This is a genomic window from Novosphingobium sp. (genome assembly GCF_027531025.1).
Classification (GTDB): Bacteria; Pseudomonadota; Alphaproteobacteria; order Sphingomonadales; family Sphingomonadaceae; genus Novosphingobium.
Window position 1 is genome coordinate 116,137 of sequence record NZ_JAPZQX010000007.1, and the last position, 21,881, is coordinate 138,017.

At 66.4% G+C, this 21,881-nt stretch carries 15 protein-coding genes; 7 read left to right on the forward strand and 8 right to left on the reverse strand.

What is annotated here, in order from left to right; translation table 11 throughout:
• Positions 1-23: 23 nt before the first annotated feature.
• Positions 24-680, reverse strand: a complete 657-nt coding sequence (locus O9281_RS11385; protein WP_298185833.1) for an HAD-IA family hydrolase — start codon at positions 678-680, stop codon at positions 24-26.
• Between the two features lie 135 nt (positions 681-815).
• Here O9281_RS11385 and O9281_RS11390 point away from each other — a divergent pair, with 135 nt between their 5' ends.
• A complete protein-coding gene (locus O9281_RS11390; RefSeq protein WP_298185838.1) occupies positions 816-1,601 on the forward strand; it encodes a universal stress protein in 786 nt (261 codons plus the stop codon).
• Positions 1,602-1,995: 394 nt separating this feature from the next.
• Entirely contained in the window at positions 1,996-4,308 is a 2,313-nt protein-coding gene (locus O9281_RS11395; RefSeq protein WP_298185841.1) for a CDC48 family AAA ATPase, read from the forward strand.
• A 27-nt stretch (positions 4,309-4,335) separates the two neighbouring features.
• Here O9281_RS11395 and O9281_RS11400 read toward each other — a convergent pair whose 3' ends face one another.
• Both O9281_RS11400 and polA read right to left on the reverse strand, forming a co-directional pair.
• Positions 4,336-5,382 (reverse strand): mechanosensitive ion channel domain-containing protein, encoded by a 1,047-nt coding sequence (locus tag O9281_RS11400; protein ID WP_298185844.1) that lies wholly within the window; start codon positions 5,380-5,382, stop codon positions 4,336-4,338.
• Complete coding sequence (polA, locus tag O9281_RS11405; protein WP_298185846.1) at positions 5,379-8,213, reverse strand: DNA polymerase I; 2,835 nt, start codon at positions 8,211-8,213, stop codon at positions 5,379-5,381. Before polA ends, O9281_RS11400 begins: the two co-directional genes overlap by 4 nt.
• A gap of 285 nt (positions 8,214-8,498) precedes the next feature.
• Between polA and O9281_RS11410 the strand changes: the two genes are divergently transcribed.
• From O9281_RS11410 to O9281_RS11425, 4 genes are all read left to right on the forward strand, one after another.
• Positions 8,499-8,741, forward strand: a complete 243-nt coding sequence (locus O9281_RS11410) for a lipoprotein (RefSeq protein WP_298185848.1) — start codon at positions 8,499-8,501, stop codon at positions 8,739-8,741.
• A gap of 156 nt (positions 8,742-8,897) precedes the next feature.
• Positions 8,898-10,250: a phosphotransferase gene (locus tag O9281_RS11415; protein WP_298185850.1), complete on the forward strand. Its 1,353-nt coding sequence runs from the start codon at positions 8,898-8,900 to the stop codon at positions 10,248-10,250.
• Entirely contained in the window at positions 10,250-11,539 is a 1,290-nt protein-coding gene (locus O9281_RS11420) for an acyl-CoA dehydrogenase family protein (RefSeq protein WP_298185853.1), read from the forward strand. Before O9281_RS11415 ends, O9281_RS11420 begins: the two co-directional genes overlap by 1 nt.
• A 146-nt stretch (positions 11,540-11,685) precedes the next feature.
• Positions 11,686-14,436, forward strand: a complete 2,751-nt coding sequence (locus O9281_RS11425; RefSeq protein WP_298185856.1) for a TonB-dependent siderophore receptor — start codon at positions 11,686-11,688, stop codon at positions 14,434-14,436.
• A 114-nt stretch (positions 14,437-14,550) separates the two neighbouring features.
• On the opposite strand, the gene bla is transcribed toward O9281_RS11425, so the two are convergent.
• Both bla and O9281_RS11435 read right to left on the reverse strand, forming a co-directional pair.
• Positions 14,551-15,606, reverse strand: a complete 1,056-nt coding sequence (bla, locus tag O9281_RS11430) for a class A beta-lactamase (protein WP_298185859.1) — start codon at positions 15,604-15,606, stop codon at positions 14,551-14,553.
• 134 nt (positions 15,607-15,740) lie between these two features.
• The gene (locus O9281_RS11435) at positions 15,741-17,234 is read right to left on the reverse strand and encodes an NADP-dependent isocitrate dehydrogenase (RefSeq protein WP_298185861.1); all 1,494 of its coding nucleotides are present in this window, start codon (positions 17,232-17,234) and stop codon (positions 15,741-15,743) included.
• 97 nt (positions 17,235-17,331) lie between these two features.
• Here O9281_RS11435 and O9281_RS11440 point away from each other — a divergent pair, with 97 nt between their 5' ends.
• Positions 17,332-18,204, forward strand: a complete 873-nt coding sequence (locus O9281_RS11440; RefSeq protein WP_298185863.1) for a LysR substrate-binding domain-containing protein — start codon at positions 17,332-17,334, stop codon at positions 18,202-18,204.
• Between the two features lie 60 nt (positions 18,205-18,264).
• On the opposite strand, the gene groL is transcribed toward O9281_RS11440, so the two are convergent.
• From groL to O9281_RS11455, 3 genes are all read right to left on the reverse strand, one after another.
• Positions 18,265-19,902 (reverse strand): chaperonin GroEL, encoded by a 1,638-nt coding sequence (groL, locus tag O9281_RS11445; RefSeq protein ID WP_298185866.1) that lies wholly within the window; start codon positions 19,900-19,902, stop codon positions 18,265-18,267.
• Positions 19,903-19,977: 75 nt separating this feature from the next.
• Positions 19,978-20,265 (reverse strand): co-chaperone GroES, encoded by a 288-nt coding sequence (groES, locus tag O9281_RS11450; RefSeq protein ID WP_298185869.1) that lies wholly within the window; start codon positions 20,263-20,265, stop codon positions 19,978-19,980.
• Between the two features lie 124 nt (positions 20,266-20,389).
• Positions 20,390-21,769, reverse strand: a complete 1,380-nt coding sequence (locus O9281_RS11455; RefSeq protein WP_298185871.1) for an MATE family efflux transporter — start codon at positions 21,767-21,769, stop codon at positions 20,390-20,392.
• Positions 21,770-21,881: the final 112 nt, after the last annotated feature.

Consider the following 21,881-nt stretch of genomic DNA (forward strand, 5'->3'; position numbering starts at 1 on the left):
CGGCGCCCATCAGGCGATCCCGATCAGTCAATCAGCGTCATGCCTAGCAGTTCGCCCAGCTCGGCCAGCGCCTGTTCCCCGCTGGTCACCTTGATCGCGGCCATGCCCAGCTGGGCGGCGGGCTTGCAGTTGATCCCCAGGTCATCGAGGTAGACGCAGGAACCCGGTTCCAGCCCCAGGTGCTCGCACATCATCAGGTAGATGCGTGGATCGGGCTTGCGCACTCCGGCCTTGCTGCTTTCGATCACGTGCTCGAACCGGGCAAAGACCTGTTCATAGGCATCGCGCTTGTCGCCGCTGCGGGCCATGCCGGCGCCGTGCCCGGCCGGTACGTTATTGGTAATACAGGCCAGGCGATAGCCTTCGTCCTTCAGCCGATCGAGCGCGGTGACCATGGCCGGACGGATCGATCCGGACAGGACCGCCAGCACCGAGGCGCCGTCCAGCTCGTGGCCAACCGCCGCCGCCTCGGCCGCGAACAGGCGATCGAATGTGGCGGCATCGATCTCGGCTCGCTCGAACAGGGCCCAGGCATTGCTGTCGGGATTGGTGGCATTGACCCGGCGCACGAAATCGCGGGGCAGGCCGCGTTCCTCCTCCAGCCGATTGAAGGCTTCGAAGGGGGAGGCGGTGATCACGCCGCCAAAGTCAAAGATCACGGCCTCGTAACTGCCCGCCATGGCGCAAATTCCTGTCTGGTTGTCGCGCCGTCAGTGGCCCAAGCCGCCGGGCCGTGCAAGCATCGCGAATTGATCGCGATCATGGAATCGGTCGGTTGGCGGGTCTAGAAGGCTCTGGTCGAAAGGAGGCAGGCGATGCGTTCAATCCTCGTACAGGGCGGGCACGACCCGCAGATGGGGGTCCGGCTGGATACGGCGATGGACCTGGCGCGGGTGCACGGCGGGCACCTGACCGTGCTGGTCGATACTCCGATCGATCAATATGTTACGGTCGACCCCTATGGCGGCGCCCTGCTGGCGCGCGATGCGCTGGAAATGGCGATCAAGCAGGACGATGCCCTGGCCAAGGCCCTGGCCGAGCGACTCGGCAACGACGATGTGCCGTTCGATGTCGCCAAGGTGGAAATGCCGCTGATGGATGCGCTGGGGCGCAGTGCGGACCTCGCCGACCTGGTGGTCGTCTCGCGCAGCACCGGCAATCCCGGCGATCTGGCCCTGGTGGCGACCTGCCCCGTGCTGGCTCTGCCCGACGATACCCCGCTGCGGCTGCCGGTCGGCACCGCCTGTGTGGCTTGGGACGGCAGCAGCCAGGCGGCGCGTGCGCTCAAGGCCGCCGTGCCGTTGCTGGCGGCGGCGGGCAGCGTCCGGGTGCTGACAGTCCTGGTCGAAGGCAGCGCCGAATTCCCGGCAACCGATCCGCTCCGCTACCTGGCCCGCCACGATATCAAGGCGGAATTGACCGAGCTGCCGTGCGGCAAGTCGGTCGAGGAGACCCTCGCGGCCGAAGTTGCTCGGGTGCAGGGGAACCTGCTGGTCATGGGAGCCTATGGCCACAGCCGCCTGCGTGAGTTCCTGTTTGGCGGGGTGACGCGGTTCTTCCTTGATGAACTGACCGCCCCGCCGCTGTTCCTGGCGAATTGAACGCTGTCACTACCTAGCCTTTAGTCCGTGCTGCGGTGCAGCATCGATGCTTGGTGGCGGCTGGCTTGTGCCCGGCAAACCCCGGAAATCCGCGGTAAAGACCGACCTGATTTCAAACACCTTGCTCGCGGTTGAACAATGATTGCAAATTACGCAACTGACTTTGAGCTTTTCGCACTTGCACAAAATGCGGCACTGCACCATTTAGAGCCTGCCTTTCAGGCATCCTCTCCCAAAACTTCCAAGGCCCGGTCGGCAACGCCCGGGCCTTTTTTTGTCCAGCGCCGGAGAAAGGCGCGGCTCCGACACCTGATGCCCGCCCCGTTGCAATCGCCCGGCCAGTTCCTAGCTTTGCCTCAGGCGTTCCGTTCCGGGGCGCGGCAGGATGGGACCCATGGCTGACACCGAAACCAACGCAGCTGACAAGGCCGTGCGCCTGCAGGTCGCCGCCGCGCGCCAGGAAGAAAGCGGGCAGGGCATCGCCCGCCTGCCGAAAAGCGCGATGGGCACGCTGGGCATTACCGAAGGCGATGTGATCGCGATTCAAGGCAAGCGCGCCACCGCTGCCCGCGCGGTGCTGGCCTATGCCGAGGACGAGGGGCTGGAAGTGATCCGGCTCGATGGCCTGCAGCGCGCCAATGCCGGGGTCGGCTCGGGCGATCACGTGCAGGTCAGCAAGGCGGAAAGCCGACCCGCCAGCCGCGTGGTCTTTGCTCCTGCGCAAAAGGACATGCGGCTGCAGGGGCCGGGCCAGGCGCTGAAGCGCAATTTCTTTGGTCGCCCGCTGATGGCGGGCGATCTGGTCGCCACCACCGGCCAGACCCCGGTGCGCGACATGCCCCCAGAAGTGGCGCGGATGCTCAATGCCCCGGCCTTCGCGCTAACCCAGATCCGCCTCACCGTGGTGTCGACGGTCCCCAAGGGGCTGGTCCACATCGACGAGAATACCGAGGTCGAACTGCGCGAGGAGTTCGAGGAAGCCCGCGGTTCGCGTGGCGATGTGAACTATGACGACGTTGGCGGGATGGGCGACACGATCCGCCAGCTGCGCGAAATGGTCGAACTGCCGCTGCGCTATCCCGAGCTGTTCACGCGGCTCGGCGTCGATCCGCCCAAGGGTGTGCTGCTGCATGGCCCGCCGGGTACCGGCAAGACCCGGCTGGCCCAGGCGGTTGCCAACGAAAGCGAAGCCAGCTTCTTCACCATCAACGGGCCCGAGATCATGGGCAGCGCCTATGGCGAAAGCGAGCGCCGCCTGCGCGAGGTGTTCGAGGAAGCGGCCAAGAACGCCCCCTCGATCGTCTTCATCGACGAGATCGATTCGATTGCGCCGAAGCGCTCCGATGTCCAGGGCGAGGCGGAAAAGCGGCTGGTCGCCCAGCTGCTGACGCTGATGGACGGGCTCCACGCCCGCTCGCACATCGTCGTGATCGCCGCCACCAACCGACCGGATGCGCTGGACGAGGCGCTGCGCCGTCCCGGCCGGTTCGACCGCGAGATCGTGATCGGCGTGCCCGACGAGGGCGGCCGCCGCGAAGTGCTGGGGATCCACACCCGTGGCATGCCGTTGGGCGAAGGGGTCGATCTGGACGAGCTGGCGCGCACCACGCATGGCTTCGTCGGTGCCGATATCGCTGCCCTGGCGCGCGAGGCGGCGATCGAGGCGGTGCGGCGGATCATGCCGCAGCTCGATCTGGAAGCGCAGACCATCCCGCCGCAGGTGCTGGAAACGCTGGTCGTCACGCGAGAGGATTTCCTCGCGGCGCTGAAGCGCATCCAGCCTTCGGCCATGCGCGAGGTCATGGTGCAGGTGCCCAATATCGGCTGGGCCGATATCGGCGGCGCCGACGAGGCGCAGGCCAAGCTCAAGGAAGGGATCGAACTGCCGCTGAAGCATCCCGAAGCCTTCCGCCGGCTGGGCATTCGCCCGGCCAAGGGCTTCCTGCTCTATGGCCCGCCCGGCACCGGCAAGACCCTGCTGGCCAAGGCCGTCGCCAAGGAGAGCGAGGCCAATTTCATCTCGGTGAAGAGCTCGGACCTGCTCAGCAAGTGGTACGGCGAAAGCGAACAGCAATTGTCGCGCCTGTTCGCCCGCGCCCGGCAGGTCGCGCCCTGCGTGATCTTCATCGACGAGATCGACAGCCTGGTCCCCGCGCGCGGCACCAGCGGCAACGAGCCGCAGGTGACGGCGCGCGTGGTCAACACCATGCTGGCCGAAATGGACGGGATGGAGGAACTGGCCTCGGTCGTGCTGATCGGCGCCACCAACCGGCCCGGACTGGTCGATCCGGCCTTGCTCCGCCCCGGCCGACTGGACGAACTGGTCTATGTCGGCACGCCCGATGCGAAGGGGCGCGAGCATATCCTGAAGATCCACACCGCGAAGATGCCGCTGGCCAAGGATGTGGACCTGGCCGTGATCGCCCGCGAGGCGGAACGCTTCACCGGGGCCGATCTTGAGGACGTGGTCCGCCGCGCCGGCCTTGCCGCGATCCGCCGGGCCGGGGCCGAAGCCGCGCAGGTGACGGGCGCCGATTTCAAAGTGGCGCTGGCTGAATCCCGCGCTACCGTTTCCGCCGAGATGGAGGCCGAATACCTCAAGATGAAGGGCGAGCTGAAGAAGCGCGCGGCCGAGGTCTCATCCAGCCAGATCGGCTTCCTGGCTCCCGGCATGGTCTCTTCAACGCGCGAAAAGAAGCACGGTTAGGCCGACGGCAAATTGCTCGGGCGCGGGTCAACTCTCGGTAACGAGGGCGGCGGGCTCGTTGGCGGCCAGCCACGCCAGCATGGCTTCGCGCATCGCCGGGCGTAGCCGATTGAGTTCGGTCGGCCCGCGCGCGCTCATCACCAGTTTGAGGTCGACCGAGCCGGGCCGCACTTCGGACACGTCTAGCGAACCGGTCCGCCGGTCCCAGTCCTCGTGCGCTTCCAGTGCGGCGAGGTAGGCCGCCCGGATCGGTTCGATCGGCTCGCCGGGCCGGATTGGCAACACCACCGACCCGGTGATCCCGCCGCCGACCCGGCTCCAGTTCTGGAAGGTTCCGTCCAGGAACTTGGCTGTGGGCACGATGATTCGCCGCTCGTCGGCAGTGCGGATCACCACGTAGGACAGGCGGATATCCTCGACCCGGCCGCTTTCCCCGTCGATCAGCACGAAATCGCCCAGCCGGATCGGCTCGGTCAGGGCGATCTGCAGGCCTGCGATCAGCGACTTGAGCGCCGGCTGGGCCGCAGCGCCGACCGCCAGGGTGGCAAAACCGGCCGAGGCGACCAGCGTGACGCCGACATTGCGCACGCCCGGAATGCCCAGCAGCATCAGCGCCACGGTAAAGAACACGATCAGGAAGCCCAGGGTGCGCGAAAAGATTGCGATCCGGGTGCGGCGGCTGCGCACGGCGTGGACGTCGTCGCCTGCCTGGGCATGGCTGTCCATCACCGAGGCAAAGCCCTTGACCAGAGCGTAGCCGGTCCAGCCCAGCAGCGCGGGCACCAGGAAGCGGGCCAGCAGTTCCCAAACCTTGGCGACCAGCGGACTGGCTTCGGCTGTGAGTGCCAGGGCCACGGCGATCAGCCCAAACCGCAGCGGCTGGCGCAGGCGGCCGAATATCACCTCGTCCGCCGTAGAGGCCGACAGGCGGGCTGCCCGGTCAAGCACGGCGAACAGGATGAAATGGACGGTCAGCGCAATTCCCACGGAAATCGCGGCATGGATCGCGGCGAGGCTCATCGCCTCGGTCCATTGCCAGACCTGCCCGGCGGAAGGGATGGTGGCGGTTCTCAATGGGCGGCTCCCCAGCTTGGCCCGGTGCCGATTTCGACCCCCAGCGGGACCGACAGCTTCACCGCCGGTTCGGCTGCTCCGGCCATTACCGCGCGGATCACTTCGCTGGCGGCGGCAACATCGGCTTCGGGCAGTTCGAACACCAGTTCGTCGTGGACCTGGAGCAGCATCTTCACATGACCCAGCCCGGCAGCGGCCAGCGCGGGCATCATCCGGGCCATGGCGCGTTTGATGATATCGGCGCTGGTGCCCTGGATCGGGGCGTTGATTGCCGCCCGCTCCGAACCGGCGCGCTCGTTGGGGTTGCTTGAGCCGATCCGGGGGAACCAGCATTTCCGGCCAAACAGGGTTTCGGAATAGCCCTTCTCGCGCACGCTCTCGAGCGTGGCGTGGATATAGCCGCGGATGCCGGGGAAGCGTTCGAAATAGCGGTCGATCATTGCCTGGGCCTCGTCCGATGAAACGCCCAGTCGCCCGGCCAGCCCCCAGCGGGAAATGCCATAGAGGATAGCGAAGTTGATCGTCTTGGCCCGACCGCGGGTATCCCGGTTGACCTCGCCGAACATTTCCAGCGCGGTGCGGGCGTGGATGTCCTCGCCCTTGGCAAAGGCGTCCTTCAGTTCCGGCACGTCGGCCATGTGCGCGGCGAGGCGCAGCTCGATCTGGCTATAGTCGGCCGCGAGCAGCACGTTACCCGGCTCAGCGACGAAGGCGTCGCGGATCTGGCGGCCCAGCTCGGTGCGGATCGGGATGTTCTGCAGGTTCGGCTCGGTCGAGGACAGCCGCCCGGTCTGCGCGCCAACCAGGCTGTAGCTGGTATGGACCCGGCCGGTATCGGGATTGATCGCGGCCTGCAGCGCCTCGGTATAGGTGCTGCGCAGCTTGGACAGCTGGCGCCATTCCAGCACCTTGTCGGCAATGGTGGCGCCTTCGCCCGACAGGCGTTCGAGCACGCCCTGGTCGGTTGAATACTGGCCGGTCTTGCCCTTCTTCCCGCCCTTGTAGCCCAGCTTGTCGAACAGGATCTCGCCAAGCTGCTTGGGGCTGCCGATGGTGAAGGGCTGGCCGGCAATTTCGTGGATCTCGGTTTCCAGCGCGGCAATGGCTTCGGCAAAGGTTGCCGAAAGCCCGGCCAGCCGCTCGCGATCGACCTTGATCCCGTGGCGCTCCATCTGCGCCACCACCGGCACCAGCGGCCGGTCGACCCGCTCATAGACCGTGGTCGCCGCTTCGGCGGACAGGCGCGGTTTCAGCAGGGCGTGAAGCCGCCAGGTCACTTCGGCGTCCTCGGCGGCATATTCGGTGGCGCGGTCCAGCGGCACTTCGGCGAAGGAGATCGCCTTCTTGCCGGTGCCGCACAGGTCCTTGAAGGCCAGGGTGGTGTGGCCGAGGTGGCGGGTGGCCAGCTCGTCCATCCCGTGGCCCCCACCGATCCCATCCTCGCTGCGCCCGGCGTCGAGATCGAAGCTCATCACCATCGTGTCGTCGAGCGGGCCGACCGCGATGCCATATCGCGCCAGCACGTTGAGATCGTACTTGGCGTTCTGCCCCACTTTCAGCACGGCATCGCTTTCCAGCAATGGCTTGAGGCGGGCCAGCGCCGCCGCGCGGTCCACCTGTTGCGGCTTTTCGGCGAACATGTCGGTCCCGCCATGCCCCAGGGGAATATAGCAGGCATCGCCCGGCCCCAGCGCCAGGCTGACCCCGACCAGGTCCGCCCGCATGGCATCGAGCGCGCTGGTTTCGGTATCGAAGGCCACCACCCGTGCGGCAAAGGCGCGGGCGATGAAGGCGTCGAGCGCGTCGAGCGTCTGGATGCAGGGGTAGGCACTGCGGTCGATCGCCGGCCATTCCGGCGCGCTCTGGCGGTTGCCCTGCTCGGTCCCGCTCGCGGCGGCGGTGACGGCCTTGGCCGGATTGAGCTGGGTCGCCCGTTCCGGGCTGCCGCGCCCGCCGTCCAGCCGCTTCAGCAGGCTGGTAAAGCCGTGTTCCTGCAAAAAGGCGGTGAGCGGGGCGGGCGGGATCGCGCCCAGCTTCAGGTCATCGAGCGCCACGGGCAGGGCGCAATCTTCCTTCAGCGCCACCAGCACGCGCGACAGGCGGGCCATCTCGGCCTGTTCGATCAGGCTTTCGCGCAGCTTGCCGGGCTTCATTTCGGGGGCGGCGGCGAGAGCCGCCTCCAGCCCGCCGTGTTCCTGAATCAGCTTGGTCGCGGTCTTCGGCCCGATCCCGCGGATGCCCGGAACATTGTCAACCGAATCGCCCATCAGCGCCAGGACATCGCCGACGAGCGTCGGCGGCACGCCGAACTTCTCGACCACTTCCGGGGTTTCGATCCGGATGTTCTTCATGGTGTCGAGCATGTCGATCTCGCCCCCGGCATGGGGGCCGACCAGCTGCATCAGGTCCTTGTCCGACGAGACGATCGTCACGTCCCAGCCGCGCTCGCAGGCGGCGCGCGCATAAGAAGCGATCAGGTCGTCGGCTTCCAGCCCCTGTTCCTCGATGCAGGGCAGGCTGAAGGCGCGGGTGGCATCGCGCACCAGCGGGAACTGGGGTTTCAGGTCTTCGGGCGGGGGCGGGCGGTTGGCCTTGTATTCGGGATAGATGTCGTTGCGGAACGACTTGCCCGAGGCATCAAGGATCACCGCCATGTGGGTCGGGCCATCGGCCTTGTTCAGGTCCTCGGCCAGCCGCCACAGCATCGTAGTATAGCCATAAACCGCCCCCACTGGCACGCCGGCCGGGTTGGTCAGCGGCGGCAGGCGGTGATAAGCGCGGAAGATATAGGCCGAACCATCGACCAGGTAGAGATGCTGCTTGGGCTCCATCAGGCCACGCTAGCAGGCTGGCGCGCGGTGCGTAAGGGCGCGAATCGGCGTGTTTTCCGGGGTGGGCCAGACTGGTCATGGCGCTGCCACAATTGCCTGCTAGCGCCGGAAATCGCAGGAATTGCACGGCCTTCGGGAAACCGTGCGACAACCTCTTGCATCGCTTTGCGAAGCGCACTAATTGTCCCCGCGAAGTCTACCGATACAGTAGGCTTTCCGTTCGGCTGTCCGCGCCTCTGCTCGGATACCGCGCGTGGTCCACTCGCTGTTCAAGGAATACCATTCATGCGCAAGATCATTCTCGCCGCCGGCGCCGCTCTCGCTCTCGCCGCTTGCTCGTCGGAAAAGCCCGCTGACGAAGCCGCTGCTGCCGCCACCGACGCTGCTGCCGCCGCCACCGAAGCTGCCACCGAAGCTGCTGCTGCCGCCACCGACGCTGCTGCTGCCGCCACCGACGCCGCTGCCGGCGCTTCGGCTGCTGCCACCGACGCTGCTGCTGCTGCTTCGGACGCTGCCAAGAAGATGTAATCTTCGCCGCACGGCACAAGATTGGGGCGCGAGGGGTAACCTTCGCGCCCTTTTCTTTTGCCCGCCGGATAGTTGCCCCACCCGATCGCTGGCTGGTTTAAGCGATCGATTAAATTGCCCTTGCAATGCGCCCCGGCCCTCGGCACCTTGCGGGTCATGACAACGATAACGGGGCAGGAGGAACTGGCAGCGGGGCTGGCGCGCGCACTGGCGCGGATCGGTCTGCCCGCGGCGACCGGGCTGGAACGGCTGTCGGGCGGGGCCAACATGGAAAGCTGGCGCTTTGTCGCCGGGAACGATGCCTGCGTCTTGCGCCGTGCGCCTTCGCTGGAGATGATGGCCGGCCGTCCGCTCGATCATGCCGCCGAAGCCGCGCTGATCCGCGCCGCCCGCGCCGCCGGGGTGACCGCGCCCGAGGTGCTGGTCGAACTAGGGCCGGACGATGGCATCGGCAGCGGCTTCGTGATGCGCGCCCTGCCAGGCGCCCCCAACCCCGCCCAGATCCTGGCCGAAGCCGATCCCGCCACCCTGCTGCCTGAAATCGCGCGTGAACTGGCTGCGGTGCACCGGACCGACCCGGCCAGTGTCCCGGTGCCGGTGATGGATACGGCAGCGGCCCTCGCCGAACTCAAGGCTCGGTTCCTGGCCTATGGCGGGGATCGCCCGATTCTGGCGCTGGCCTGTCGTTGGCTGGAGGCCAACCTGCCTGCCCCGGTCGCCCCGCGCCTGGTTCATGGCGATTTCCGTCTCGGCAATCTGCTGATCGAGGGCAGTCACCTGACCGGGGTGCTCGACTGGGAGCTGGCGCACCTGGGCGACCCGCACGAGGACCTGGCCTATGGCTGCATGACTGTCTGGCGGTTTTCCCGGCCCGATCGCCCGGCCTATGGCCTCGGCTCGGTGGCGGACCTCGCCAGCGCCTATGAAGCGGCCGGTGGGGATGCCTTTGATCCCGCGCGGTTCCGGTTCTGGCTGGTTTACCGCACCTTCTGGTGGGCGCTTGGGTGCCTGCAGATGGGCGGCTTCTGGCGCGCCGGGCATGACCGTTCGGTCGAGCGCGTGGTCGTGGCCCGCCGCTGCGCCGAGCAGGAGCTCGACCTCTTGCTGCTGCTCGAAGGCGATGCGCCCCAGGCGGAACGCAGCCGCCCTCTTCCGCCACCCGTACCGGTAGCCGAACCCGGCCCAGGCGAGCCAAGCGGCGCGGAGATCCTGACTGCCGTGTCCGAATGGCTCAATACCGAGATCAAGCCGCTGGTCAGCGGGCGCGCGAAGTTTGACCTGGCGGTAGCGCGCAATGCCCTGGGTATCGTTGCCCGCGAATTCGACCAACGCCCGCAAGCCCACGATGCCGCCCTGGCCGCCGAACTGCTGGCCGGGCAGGCCGATCTTGCCACCCCGGGCCTGCTCGCCCGGTTGCGCCGCATGGCGCTCGACAAGCTATCTGCCGACATGCCGAAATACCCCGCCCTGGCGCTGGCCCGGGCGCAATGGAATCAAGGAGAGACCTGATGGATTTTGCGCTCCCCGCCGACCTTGTCGCTTACCTTGCCGAGCTGGACGCCTTCATCGCGGCCGAAATCAAGCCGCTCGAGCAGCAGGATGACAACATCCGCTTCTTCGATCACCGCCGCGAATGGGCGCGGACCGATTTCGAGAACGGCGGCCTGCCGCGCCACGAATGGGAAGCGCTGCTGGGTGAGGCCCGGCGCCGGGCCGACAAGGCCGGGCACTGGCGCTTTTCCGCGCCCAAGAAGTATGGCGGCAAGGATGGCTCGAACCTGTGGATGGCGGTGATCCGCGATCACTTCGCCCGCCAGGGGCTGGGGCTGCACAACGATCTGCAGAACGAGCATTCGATCGTCGGCAACTTTCCCTTCGTCGCCATGTTCGAACAGTGGGGCACCGAAGAGCAGAAACAGGAATTCATCCTCGGCGGGTTCGAGGGCAAGCGCCGCGTGGCCTTCGGCCTGACCGAGCCCGACCATGGCTCCGACGCAACTCACATGGAAACCCGGGCGGTGCGCGAAACCCGCGACGGGGTGTCGGGCTGGCGGATCGACGGGCGCAAGATGTGGATCACCGGCATGCATGTGGCCACCCATTGCGCCATGTTCGCGCGGACCGAGGGCAAGGATGGCGACGCGCGCGGCATCACCTGCTTCCTCGTCCCCAATCCCACGCCGGGGCTGGAGATCGAGGAGTACCTCTGGACCTTCAACATGCCGACCGATCACCCGCGGCTGAGCGTCAACAACGTCTGGGTGCCCGACAGCGCGATCCTGGGCCAGGAAGGGCTGGGGCTCGCGCTGGCGCAGAGCTTCGTCCACCAGAACCGCATCCGCCAGGCCGCCAGCTCCCTGGGCGCGGCGACCTATTGTGTCGAGGAAGCGGTGAAGTATGCGCGCGAGCGCAAGCCCTTTGGCGAGGAACTGGCGCGCAACCAGGGCATCCAGTTTCCGCTGGTGGAGCTGGCCACCCAGTGCGAGATGTTGCGCCTGCTGATCTACAAGACCGCCTGGGACATGGACAACATGCCGCACGAGATGGTCGAGAAGACCATCTCCGACAAGGTCTCGATGTGCAATTACTGGGCCAACCGGCTGGTCTGCGAGGCAGCCGACCGGGCCATGCAAGTGCATGGCGGGATTGGCTATTCGCGGCACAAGCCGTTCGAGCACATCTATCGCCATCACCGCCGCTATCGGATCACCGAGGGCGCTGAGGAAATCCAGATGCGCAAGGTGGGGGCCTACCTGTTCGGCTATCTCGGCCCGCGCCGGGCGCTGTTCGCCAAGTAGCGGAGCGTGACCGGCAAGCCACAACCATAAGCGAAATTGCCGATAGAACGTTGCCAATGGTTGGATTCATGCGGTGATGGCTTAAAAGCTGCGACAATATTGCCGTGGCGCTGGTTGGACGCGCCCGGCCCAACCGGGGAATTTGCATGCGATCGACAATCCGTCTGAGCCTTCTGGCTTCGCTTTCCGCCCTCCCGCTCGCCGCGCCGGCCCTGGCGCAAGACACGGCGGCCGATGGTGCCGACGAGCAGGTGATTATCGTTACCGGTACGCGATCGACCGCCCGCACGGTTGAGGACTCGCCGGTTCCGGTCGACGTCCTGTCGGGCGATACCCTGACCGAAGGCGGCCAGGTCGAAACCAACAAGATCCTCAACAAGCTGGTGCCCAGCTTCAACTTCCCGCAGCCGGCCATTGCCGACGGGTCCGACGCGCTGCGCCCGGCCACGCTACGCGGCCTTGGCCCGGACCAAACGCTGGTGCTGGTCAATGGCAAGCGCCGTCACGTTTCGGCTCTGCTCAACATCAATGGCACGGTCGGGCGCGGTTCTGCGGCGGTCGACATGAACTCGATCCCCGCGCTGGCGATCGACCGGATCGAAGTGCTGCGTGATGGCGCTTCCTCGCAGTACGGTTCCGACGCGATTGCCGGGGTGGTCAACATCCGCCTCAAGAATGCCAGCGAAGGCGGCCGGGCTTCGATCAGCTATGGCAAGTACGACACCACGATCAGCGGCGTCGCCAATGTCACCGGCCTGGCGCTGACCGGCGGCGCGCCTTCGCTCGATCCGACCGATAACCGCTATTTCCTCGCCACCACCGATGGTGAGCGCAAGGCCCGCGACGGGGAGAGCTATTCGGTTGCCACCAATATCGGCCTGCCCTTCTTCGGGGTTGAGGGCGGTTACATCAACTTCACCGCCGAATATCGCCGCCGCGGCTTTACCAACCGCCAGGGCCACGATCTGCGTCCGAACTACATCCGTCCGACCCCGACCACCTGGGATCCGCGCGAGATCACCTTCAACCGCCTGCAGTTCCGCTTCGGCGATCCCAAGGCCGACGATTTCATCCTGTTCGCCAACATGGCCATGCCGATCGGCGACAGCCTGGAGCTTTACAGCTTTGGCAGCTTCAACCAGCGCGATTCGCTGTCGGCCGCCAACTATCGCCAGGCCAATGCCGCCGCGAATCGGAACTTCGCGGTCCTGCTGCCCAGCGACACGCCGAACAACGCCAACTTCGTCGGTCTGACCCCGGACGGCTTCCTGCCCTTCATCCAGTCGGATCTGACCGACCGCGCCTGGACCACGGGCCTGCGCACCACTTCGGGTGAATGGAATGCCGACGCCTCGCTGACCTGGGGCAAGAACAACTTCGACTACCGCGTCGAAGGTTCGGTCAACACCAGCTTCGGCCCGGCCACCCAGCGCGCCTTCGATGCCGGTGGCCTGTCCTATCGCCACCTCCTGGCCAACCTTGACCTGAGCCGCGAATTCGATGTCGGTTTTGCGGGTCCGCTGACCGTCGCCTTCGGTGCGGAGTACCGCAACGAGGAATTCAAGATCCGTCCGGGCGAAACCCAGTCGTGGGCCACCGGGCCGATGTTCCGGGCTTCGTTTGCCACCAACTCGGCGTTCTGCGCTTCGCAGCAGGGCGTGTTCAACGCTGGCACCGGGATCTGCAGTTTCCCGGGCCGGGCCGCGCCCGCTGGTGCCCAGGGCTTCCCGGGTATCCCGGCCACCAGCGCAACCCATGCCCGCCGCAGCAACGTGGCCGGCTATGTCGAGCTTGATGCCGAAGTGGCCGATGGTTTTACCGCCACCGCCGCAGCGCGTTATGAGCACTTCTCCGACTTCGGCAGCACGCTGACCGGCAAGTTCGCCGCTCGGTACGAGTTCGTCGATGGCTTTGCGCTGCGTGGTTCGATCTCGAACGGCTTCCGCGCCCCGTCGCTGCACCAGCAGTTCTTTACCACCACCTCGACCAACTTCATCGCCGGGGTCCCGGTCGATATCTCGACGGTGGCGGTGGGCAGCCCGGTGGCCCGCGCGCTGGGCTCGAAGGACCTCAAGGCCGAGAAGTCGTTCAACCTCTCGGCCGGCTTCACCGCCAACCCGGTTTCGGGCCTGACGCTGACGGTCGACTACTACAACATCCGCATCAACGACCGGATCGTGCTGACCGAGAACCTCGGTGCTGCCGGTAGCGGGACGGCCGCGGTCAATGCCGCGGTCAAGGCCGTGCTCGATGCCAACGGGTTCAACTCGGTCGGTGCCGCGCGGTTCTTCATCAACGGCCTCAACACCCGCACCCAGGGTGTCGATGCCGTGCTCAACTGGCGCCTGCCGGTCGAGGGCGTGGGCAAGTGGACGCTGACCGCCGCTTACAACTACAACACGCAGAAGATCCTGGCCCGCAAGAACGACCTCGGTCCGCTCGCCACGATCCCCGGCCTGATCCTGTTCGGCCGCGTCGAAGGCATCCGCTTCACCGAAGGCCAGCCGCGTGACAAGGTGGTGCTGAGCCTCGATGGCGATGTTGGCATCTTCGGTCTGACCGCCCGCTCGACCCGCTATGGCAAGGTGGTGTCGCCGGGTTCGGCCAATCCGACCGCCGGCGATCCGCTGACCGCCTATGGCCCGGACGATATCTTCCTGCGGGCCAAGTGGATCACGGACCTCGAACTTCGGGTCAAGCCGATGGAGCGCCTGAGCTTCGCGATCGGTGCCGACAACCTGTTCGATGTCTATCCGGATCGCTCGCCGTTTGGCGCGCGTCCGGCGGCGATCGGCGGGGTCTATCCGGCCAACCAGCAGTACATTCCGTTCTCGATCTTCTCGCCCTTCGGCTTCAACGGCCGTTACCTCTACGCGCGGGCCAGCATCGAGTTCTAGGATACCCTTCTGGGGAGAGGGGGAAGGCGCGCAGGGGCAACCTTGCGCGCCTTTTCAATGGCGCGCGCGATGCGGCAATTGCAGTAGCTGCGCCAGATCAGCGATGTCAGGGAATCAGCGCGACGCGGTGCGGCGCAGGCTGGAGCTTTCGGTCAGGTAACCGTCATAGACCGCGCGGCTGATCGAGGCGATCCGCAGGTCGCGGTTGGCGCGGCTGCCCTGGCCGGTGACATAGACGGCAATGGCAATCGCGCGACCGTCGGGGGTGTGGATGATGCCCACATCGCTCGACGTGTTGTTGAGCGTGCCAGTCTTGTGCGCCACGCGGGTGTTTTCCGGCAGCATGGCGGGCAGGCGGCGCCTGCCGGTGACGCAGCGTTCCATTGCGCCGATCAGCACTGCCCGGCTCGACCGGCTCAGCCAGCGGCCCTGGTACAGCCCTGACAGCAGCTGGACCATGGCCAGCGGGGTCGCGCTGTCGCGCAGGTCGACCGTCGTGGCCGGGTTGAATTCGCCATCGTCACGCACCAGCGTCGCGATATCGCGATCGAGCCGCATGCCTGACAGGCCCGCGCGCTGGATCCAGCGGTTGACCGCAGCGGGGCCGCCAACCGCCGCCAGCAGGGCATCGGTGGCCGGGTTGTCACTGCGGGTGATTGCCAGCTCGATCAGCCCTTGCGCAGTCAGCATGGCACCGGGCCTGACCGGGGCCGCCGTGCTCGAGAACCGGGCCGAGCGTTGCGGGATCATCAGCGGAAAGCGATCATCCAGCTTGAACTTGCCCTGGTCGACCAGGTCCAGATAGGTCGCCACGATCGCGATCTTGCTGGTGCTGGCCATCGGGAACGGCTGGTCGCCCAGCATCGAAACGCTGCGGCCGGTGGACAGGTCCATCGCCGCCACGCCGATCCGTCCCTGTGCCCCGTTGGCCAGGGTAGCCACAGCCTCTTCCAGACTGCCGCTGAAGCTGCTGAAACCGGGACTGGCCGGGGCGACAAACGGGCGGACCGGAGCTTGAGCCGGAGCCGGGCGCGGGGCACGCTTCTCGGTGCCGAACAGCTTGTCGAACTCGCTCTCGAAACTGTCGGCGCGGGCCGCCCCGGCTGGCAGTGCCAGCGCGGAGGCCATGGCCAAGGTGGCCAGCAGGCGAGAGAAACGCGGTTTCTTCACCGGATCAGCGATAACCCAAACATGGTTATAGAATGGCTAACGCAGCCCAGCCGTCCATCCATCGCGCGACGAGTTGCCCCCTGCCTGCGGGAAACTGCGTAATTTGCTGCCTGCGGCCCGGTTCGAGGAGCCGTTTACTGGCCTTGCCCGAGCGAATAGCCCGGAACACCATCGAACCGGTAGAGCTGTTCGGTCTTGACGAATTCGATCCCCGCCGCGGCCAGGCGGCGAAGCAGTTCGACCGCCATTGCCGGGTTGAAGGCCTTGCCGGCCGCAGGCTGGAACCGGCAGCGCCAATGATCGGTGCACAGCGTTTCGGCATGGCCGGCGGGCCAGACCTTGACCCCGCGATTGGTGATCATCGCCAGCGGCACCAGCGCGCCCACTGCGGCCTGGAGCTGTGCGGCCAGCTCGTCGGGGCTGGTCCGCGCGCAGACGAAGACGTCGATCCCGTCGAGGGTCTTTGTGGCCTTCACGCTGGTAGGCTGGACAAGCGGCGTGGCGGAAGTGGTCGGCTGGGCAGGCGCCGCCGCATAGCGCACCGGCTCAAGCTGCACCGGCAGCTGGCCTAGCCGCTCGATTACCGCATCGGCAAACCGTTCCGTACCCGCCAGTTCCAACGACTGGCCGGGGCGATGGATGTCGGCCGGGTGGATGCCATCCTCGATTGCCCGCAGCCAGGCGTTGTGGATCCGCTCGGCCACGCCGTTCTGGCCAAGATGGACCAGCATCATCACCGCAGCCAGCAGCAGCCCCGAAGGGTTGGCGATCCCGCGGCCGGCGATGTCTGGTGCCGAACCGTGGATCGCCTCGAACATGGCGCTACGCAGGCCAATGTTGGCCGAAGCGCCCAGCCCAACCGAGCCCGCGACTTCGGCGACGATGTCGGAAACGATGTCGCCATAGAGGTTGGAAGTGACGACCACGTCGAAGTCTTGCGGCCGCGCCGCCAGCCGCGCGGCGCCGATATCGATGATCATGTGATCCTGCTCGATCTCGGGATAGTCGCGGCCGATCTCGGCGAAGACCTGCTGGAACAGGCCGTCGGTCAGCTTCATGATGTTGCTCTTGGTCAGGCAGGTGACCTTGCGGCGGCCGTTGGCCCGCGCGAACTCGAAGGCGTGGCGCACGATCCGCTCGCAGCCGGGGCGACTGACCAGCTTGAGGCACTGATAGACCTCTTCGGTCTGGCGATGCTCGATCCCGGCGTAGAGGTCTTCCTCGTTCTCGCGCACGATGACCACGTCCAGCGTCGGCACGAAGGGGGTATAGGCGCGGCTGGGCCGGACATTGGCGAACAGGCCCAGCGTCTTGCGCAGGGTGACGTTGAGGCTCTTGTAGCCGCTGCCCAGCGGGGTGGTGATCGGGGCCTTCAGGATTGCGTCGGCCCGGGTGATCGTATCCCAACCCTCGGCCGTGATCCCCGCGCTGTTGCCAGCCAGATAGACCGCCTCGCCCAGTTCGAGCGGTAGGCAGTGCAGCCGTGCACCGGCCGCATCGAGCACGCGCAGGGTGGCGTCCATGATCTCGGGGCCGATCCCGTCGCCATGGGCGATAGCGATCGTGGCAACGGGTGGCTGGACCGGATTGGCGGTGCCGGTCTGCGGGGTGGGGGCGATGGTGGCCATGGGTCTTGCTCCTGGGGTTTGCCTGGGGCGCAAGTGGCGGTGACGGTTCAATTCCGCAAATTGATTAAACGCAGCTCATCTATTACAAAACGTAATCATGCAGCCCAACCTCGATCCCGACTGCCTGCGCGCCTTCGTGGCCGTAGCCGAAACCGCCAGCTTTACCGCCGCTGGGCAGCGCCTGCTCCGCAGCCAGTCGGCGATCTCGCTGCAGCTCAAGCGGCTGGAGGCGCAGCTTGGCGTGCGACTGCTCGATCGTACCCCACGCGCGGTGGCCCTGACCGTGGAGGGCGAACTGGTACTCGACCAGGCCCGGCGGCTGCTGGCGCTGAACGACGAGCTGGTGGCCCGCGCGCGCGAACCGCAGTTGAACGGCCTCGTGCGGCTGGGCGTGCCCGAAGACTTTGCCACGGCCCGCCTGCCGCGCCTGCTGGCCGGCTTTTCTCGCGCCCATCCCGGCGTGTCGCTGGAAGTAACCTGCGAGCTCACCCTGCCGCTGCTTGACCGATTCGGCGCTGGCGAGCTGGACCTCGTCCTGATCAAGCGCGAGCCGACCGGTCCGGCCACCGGGCGGCGAGTCTGGCGCGAGCCGCTGGTCTGGGCCGCCGCCTCGCCCTTTGTTCTGCCGCCCGTTGGCATGCCGCTGCCGCTGGTCTGCTCGCCCCGGCCCTGTGTGCTCCGCCAGCGCGCGGTTCAGGCGCTCGATGCGGCTGGCCAGACCTGGCGCGTCGCCTACAGTTGCGCCTCGCTGGCGGGCAACCACGCGGCCCTGCGTGCCGGCCTGGGCATCGCCGTGCTGCCACGCGACATGGTGCCCGCGGACCTGGCCGTGCTTGACGATCATGGCCTGCCGACCCTCGCGGACCTTGAAGTGGCCCTGATCGAAACCCCGGTGCTCAGCCCGCCCGCGGCCCGGCTGCGCGATACGATCCTGCATGAACTTGAGCATGGCGGAGCGCGGACGCCATAAGCAGAAGGGCCGGAAGGATTGCTCCCTCCGGCCCCCTTGTGCCTTGGCAGGTGGTTGGACTTAGAAGTCCATCCCGCCCATGCCGCCGCCCGGCATCGCCGGCATGGCCGGCTTGTCATCCGGGCGTTCCGAGATCGCGGCTTCGGTGGTGATCAGCAGACCGGCCACCGAGGCGGCGTCCTGCAGGGCGGTGCGCACGACCTTGGTCGGGTCGATCACGCCGGCCGCCTTGAGGTTCTCATAGGTGTCGGTCGCGGCGTTGAAGCCCTGGTTCTGATCGCCTTCGCGCAGCAGGTTGCCCGAAACGACCGCGCCATCGTGACCGGCGTTTTCGGCGATCTGGCGCAGCGGGGCCATGATCGCGCGGCGCACGATGTCGATGCCCTTGGTCTGGTCGTCGTTGGCGCCCTTCAGGCCTTCGAGGGCCTTGGTGGCATAGAGCAGCGCCGTGCCGCCGCCCGGAACGATGCCTTCTTCCACCGCGGCGCGGGTGGCGTGGAGGGCGTCGTCGACGCGGTCCTTGCGCTCCTTCACTTCGACTTCGGTGGCACCGCCAACCTTGATCACGGCAACCCCGCCAGCCAGCTTGGCCAGGCGTTCCTGCAGCTTCTCGCGGTCATAGTCCGACGAAGTGGTGTCGATCTGGGCGCGGATCTGTTCGACCCGGGCCTTGATGTCGTCAGCCGAACCGGCGCCATCGACGATCGTGGTGTTGTCCTTGTCAATCGAGACCTTCTTGGCCTGCCCCAGCATGCCGAGCGTGACCGATTCCAGCTTGATGCCCAGGTCTTCGCTGATCATCTCACCGGCGGTGAGGATCGCGATATCCTGCAGCATGGCCTTGCGGCGATCGCCGAAGCCCGGCGCCTTGACGGCGGCAACCTTGAGGCCACCGCGCAGCTTGTTGACCACCAGGGTGGCCAGCGCTTCGCCTTCGATGTCTTCGGCGATGATCAGCAGCGGACGGCCCGACTGGACGACGGCTTCGAGCACCGGCAGCATCGACTGCAGGTTCGACAGCTTCTTCTCGTGGATCAGGATATAGGGGTTATCCAGTTCCACGGTCATCTTTTCGGGGTTGGTGATGAAGTAAGGCGAGAGGTAGCCGCGGTCGAACTGCATGCCTTCGACGACATCGAGTTCGAATTCGAGGCCCTTGGCCTCTTCCACGGTGATCACGCCTTCCTTGCCGACCTTTTCCATGGCTTCGGCGATCTTCTCGCCGACTTCCTTGTCGCCATTGGCCGAAATGATGCCGACCTGGGCGATTTCGGCCGAGCCGGCCACCGGGGTCGAACGGGCCTTGAGGTCTTCGACGACCTTGGTCACGGCGAGGTCGATGCCGCGTTTCAGGTCCATCGGGTTCATGCCGGCGGCGACCGAGGTCATGCCTTCGCGCACGATTGCCTGGGCCAGCACGGTGGCGGTGGTGGTGCCGTCACCGGCAGCGTCGTTGGCCTTGCTGGCGACTTCGCGCAGCATCTGGGCGCCCATGTTCTCGAACTTGTCCTTCAGTTCGATTTCCTTGGCGACCGAAACACCGTCCTTGGTGATGCGGGGAGCGCCGAAGCTCTTGTCGATCACCACGTTGCGGCCCTTGGGGCCCAGGGTGACCTTCACCGCGTTGGCGAGAATGTCGACGCCGGCGAGAATGCGCTCACGCGCGTCGCGGCCGAATTTTACGTCCTTGGCAGCCATTATGCTGTTCCTTCGATCAATGGTTTATCTACACTTGGACCGCTTGGACCACTGTCCAGAGCGGAAAAACATGCCTCAGCCGATGATGCCGAGGATGTCCGATTCCTTCATGATCAGCAGGTCTTCGCCATCGAGCTTGACCTCGGTGCCCGACCACTTGCCGAACAGCACGCGGTCACCCGCCTTGACGTCGAGCGGGGTGACCTTGCCGTCTTCGGCCTTGGTCCCGGCGCCAACGGCAACAACTTCGCCCTCGGCCGGCTTTTCCTTGGCGCTGTCAGGGATGATGATGCCGCCGGCGGTCTTTTCTTCAGCCTCTACGCGGCGCACGAGCACGCGATCGTGCAGCGGACGGAATGCCATGGGGTTTACTCCCTTTTGCGTTGATACGATGTCGATTGGCACTCCCCCCTGGAGAGTGCCAGCGGGGCGCATATGGGTGCGCGCCCATGGGGCGTCAAGCGGAGTCTGCGCGAAAAATTGCTTGTCAGGCCGGCAGCAGGCCCAGCCGTTCGCGCCAGTGCCAGCGCCAGGTCAGCAGTGCTGCCACCACGACCAGGCCCACCGCCAGCCCCAGCCACACGCCGATCCCTTCGAGCGGGGTATAGAAGCCCAGCCAGATCGCGGTGACGAAGCCGATCGCCCAGTACCCGAACACGGCAATGACCATCGGCGTGCGGGTGTCCTGCAACCCACGCAGTGCCCCGGCAGCCACGGCCTGGGCCCCGTCGAACAGCTGGAACGCGGCGGCGATCATCAGGTATTGCGCCGCGAAGGCCACCATCGCCGTATTCTGGGCCGCAGCGGGATCGACATAGAGCCCCAGGATGAAGTGCGGCGCCAGCACCATCACGCTGGCCGTGCTGCCCATGATGATCATGGACAGGCCCATCGCGCTCCATCCGGCGCGGCCTGCCGCGGCGCGATCACCGGCACCATAATGATAGCCCACCCGGATCGTCGCCGCCTGGGCGATGCCGAAGGGAATCTGAAAGGCCAGCGCCGCCAGGTTCAGCGCCAGCGTATGCGCGGCCAGCTCGGTCTCTCCGATCCGGCCCATCAGCAGCGCCGCGCCGCTGAACAGCCCGCCTTCGGCCAGCACGGTCAGCGCGATCGGGGTGCCGATCACCATGATCTGCTTCAACCGCTGCCATTCCGGGCGCCACCAGCGCCCGAAGATGCGATAGCGCCGCAACTGCCGGTCGCGCCCGATCACCACGACATAGGCCGCCAGCATGGCCAGCGAAGTGATCACGCTCGACAGGGCCGAGCCTTCCAGGCCCAAGGCCGGAGCGCCGAGGTTGCCGAAGACCAGCACCCAGTTGCCGAAGACGTTGGTGCCCAGCGCCAGCAGGGTGATCGCCGTGGCATAGGCCGGCTTGCCCAGCGCGGCGACGAAGATGCGGAACACGCTGGCCATGATCATCGGGATCATCGCCCACGACAGGATCGTCAGGAAATCGCCCGACAGCGCGGCAATCTGCCGGTCCTGCCCGGTGGCGAGTAGGATCGCCTCGCCCGCAAAGCCGATGCCCATGCCGACCAGCCCGAAGCCGACCGAGACCCACAGGCCCATCCTTACCGTGCGGCGTACTTCGCGCACCGAGTGGCGACGGCGACCGAGTTCGGCGGCGATCAGCGGAGCACAGGCGCCAGTCAAGCCGGTCATCCCCCACATGGTCAGGCCGAAAATGGCAAGCCCCAGGCTTGATGCGGCCAGCGGCTGGTCGCCAAGGCGGGCGATGAAGATCACGTCCACCGCATGGATCAGCATCTGCAACAGGTTTGTCGCCGCCAGCGGCAAGGCCAGCCGCAGCGTTGCGCCCAGTTCGGTGCGCCATGGGTTGAGGGCGGGATCGTGTGCCATGCGGTCGGCCCGGATAGGCGCGCAAGCTGTTTCGGCCAAGGGATTTATCGGCAAGCGACATGCTGCAGACAACCGGGTCGCTGCGCAGGCTTGCAACTCCTGCATGGGATAA

Excerpts from the sequence above, each read along its gene's own strand:
- O9281_RS11385 (WP_298185833.1), bottom strand. The coding sequence starts at position 680 with ATGGCGGGCAGTTACGAGGCCGTGATCTTTGACTTTGGCGGCGTGATC.
- O9281_RS11390 (WP_298185838.1), top strand. The coding sequence starts at position 816 with ATGCGTTCAATCCTCGTACAGGGCGGGCACGACCCGCAGATGGGGGTC.
- O9281_RS11395 (WP_298185841.1), top strand. The coding sequence starts at position 1,996 with ATGGCTGACACCGAAACCAACGCAGCTGACAAGGCCGTGCGCCTGCAG.
- polA (WP_298185846.1), bottom strand. The coding sequence starts at position 8,213 with ATGGAGCCCAAGCAGCATCTCTACCTGGTCGATGGTTCGGCCTATATC.
- O9281_RS11410 (WP_298185848.1), top strand. The coding sequence starts at position 8,499 with ATGCGCAAGATCATTCTCGCCGCCGGCGCCGCTCTCGCTCTCGCCGCT.
- O9281_RS11415 (WP_298185850.1), top strand. The coding sequence starts at position 8,898 with ATGACAACGATAACGGGGCAGGAGGAACTGGCAGCGGGGCTGGCGCGC.
- O9281_RS11420 (WP_298185853.1), top strand. The coding sequence starts at position 10,250 with ATGGATTTTGCGCTCCCCGCCGACCTTGTCGCTTACCTTGCCGAGCTG.
- O9281_RS11425 (WP_298185856.1), top strand. The coding sequence starts at position 11,686 with ATGCGATCGACAATCCGTCTGAGCCTTCTGGCTTCGCTTTCCGCCCTC.
- O9281_RS11435 (WP_298185861.1), bottom strand. The coding sequence starts at position 17,234 with ATGGCCACCATCGCCCCCACCCCGCAGACCGGCACCGCCAATCCGGTC.
- O9281_RS11440 (WP_298185863.1), top strand. The coding sequence starts at position 17,332 with ATGCAGCCCAACCTCGATCCCGACTGCCTGCGCGCCTTCGTGGCCGTA.
- groL (WP_298185866.1), bottom strand. The coding sequence starts at position 19,902 with ATGGCTGCCAAGGACGTAAAATTCGGCCGCGACGCGCGTGAGCGCATT.
- groES (WP_298185869.1), bottom strand. The coding sequence starts at position 20,265 with ATGGCATTCCGTCCGCTGCACGATCGCGTGCTCGTGCGCCGCGTAGAG.
- O9281_RS11455 (WP_298185871.1), bottom strand. The coding sequence starts at position 21,769 with ATGGCACACGATCCCGCCCTCAACCCATGGCGCACCGAACTGGGCGCA.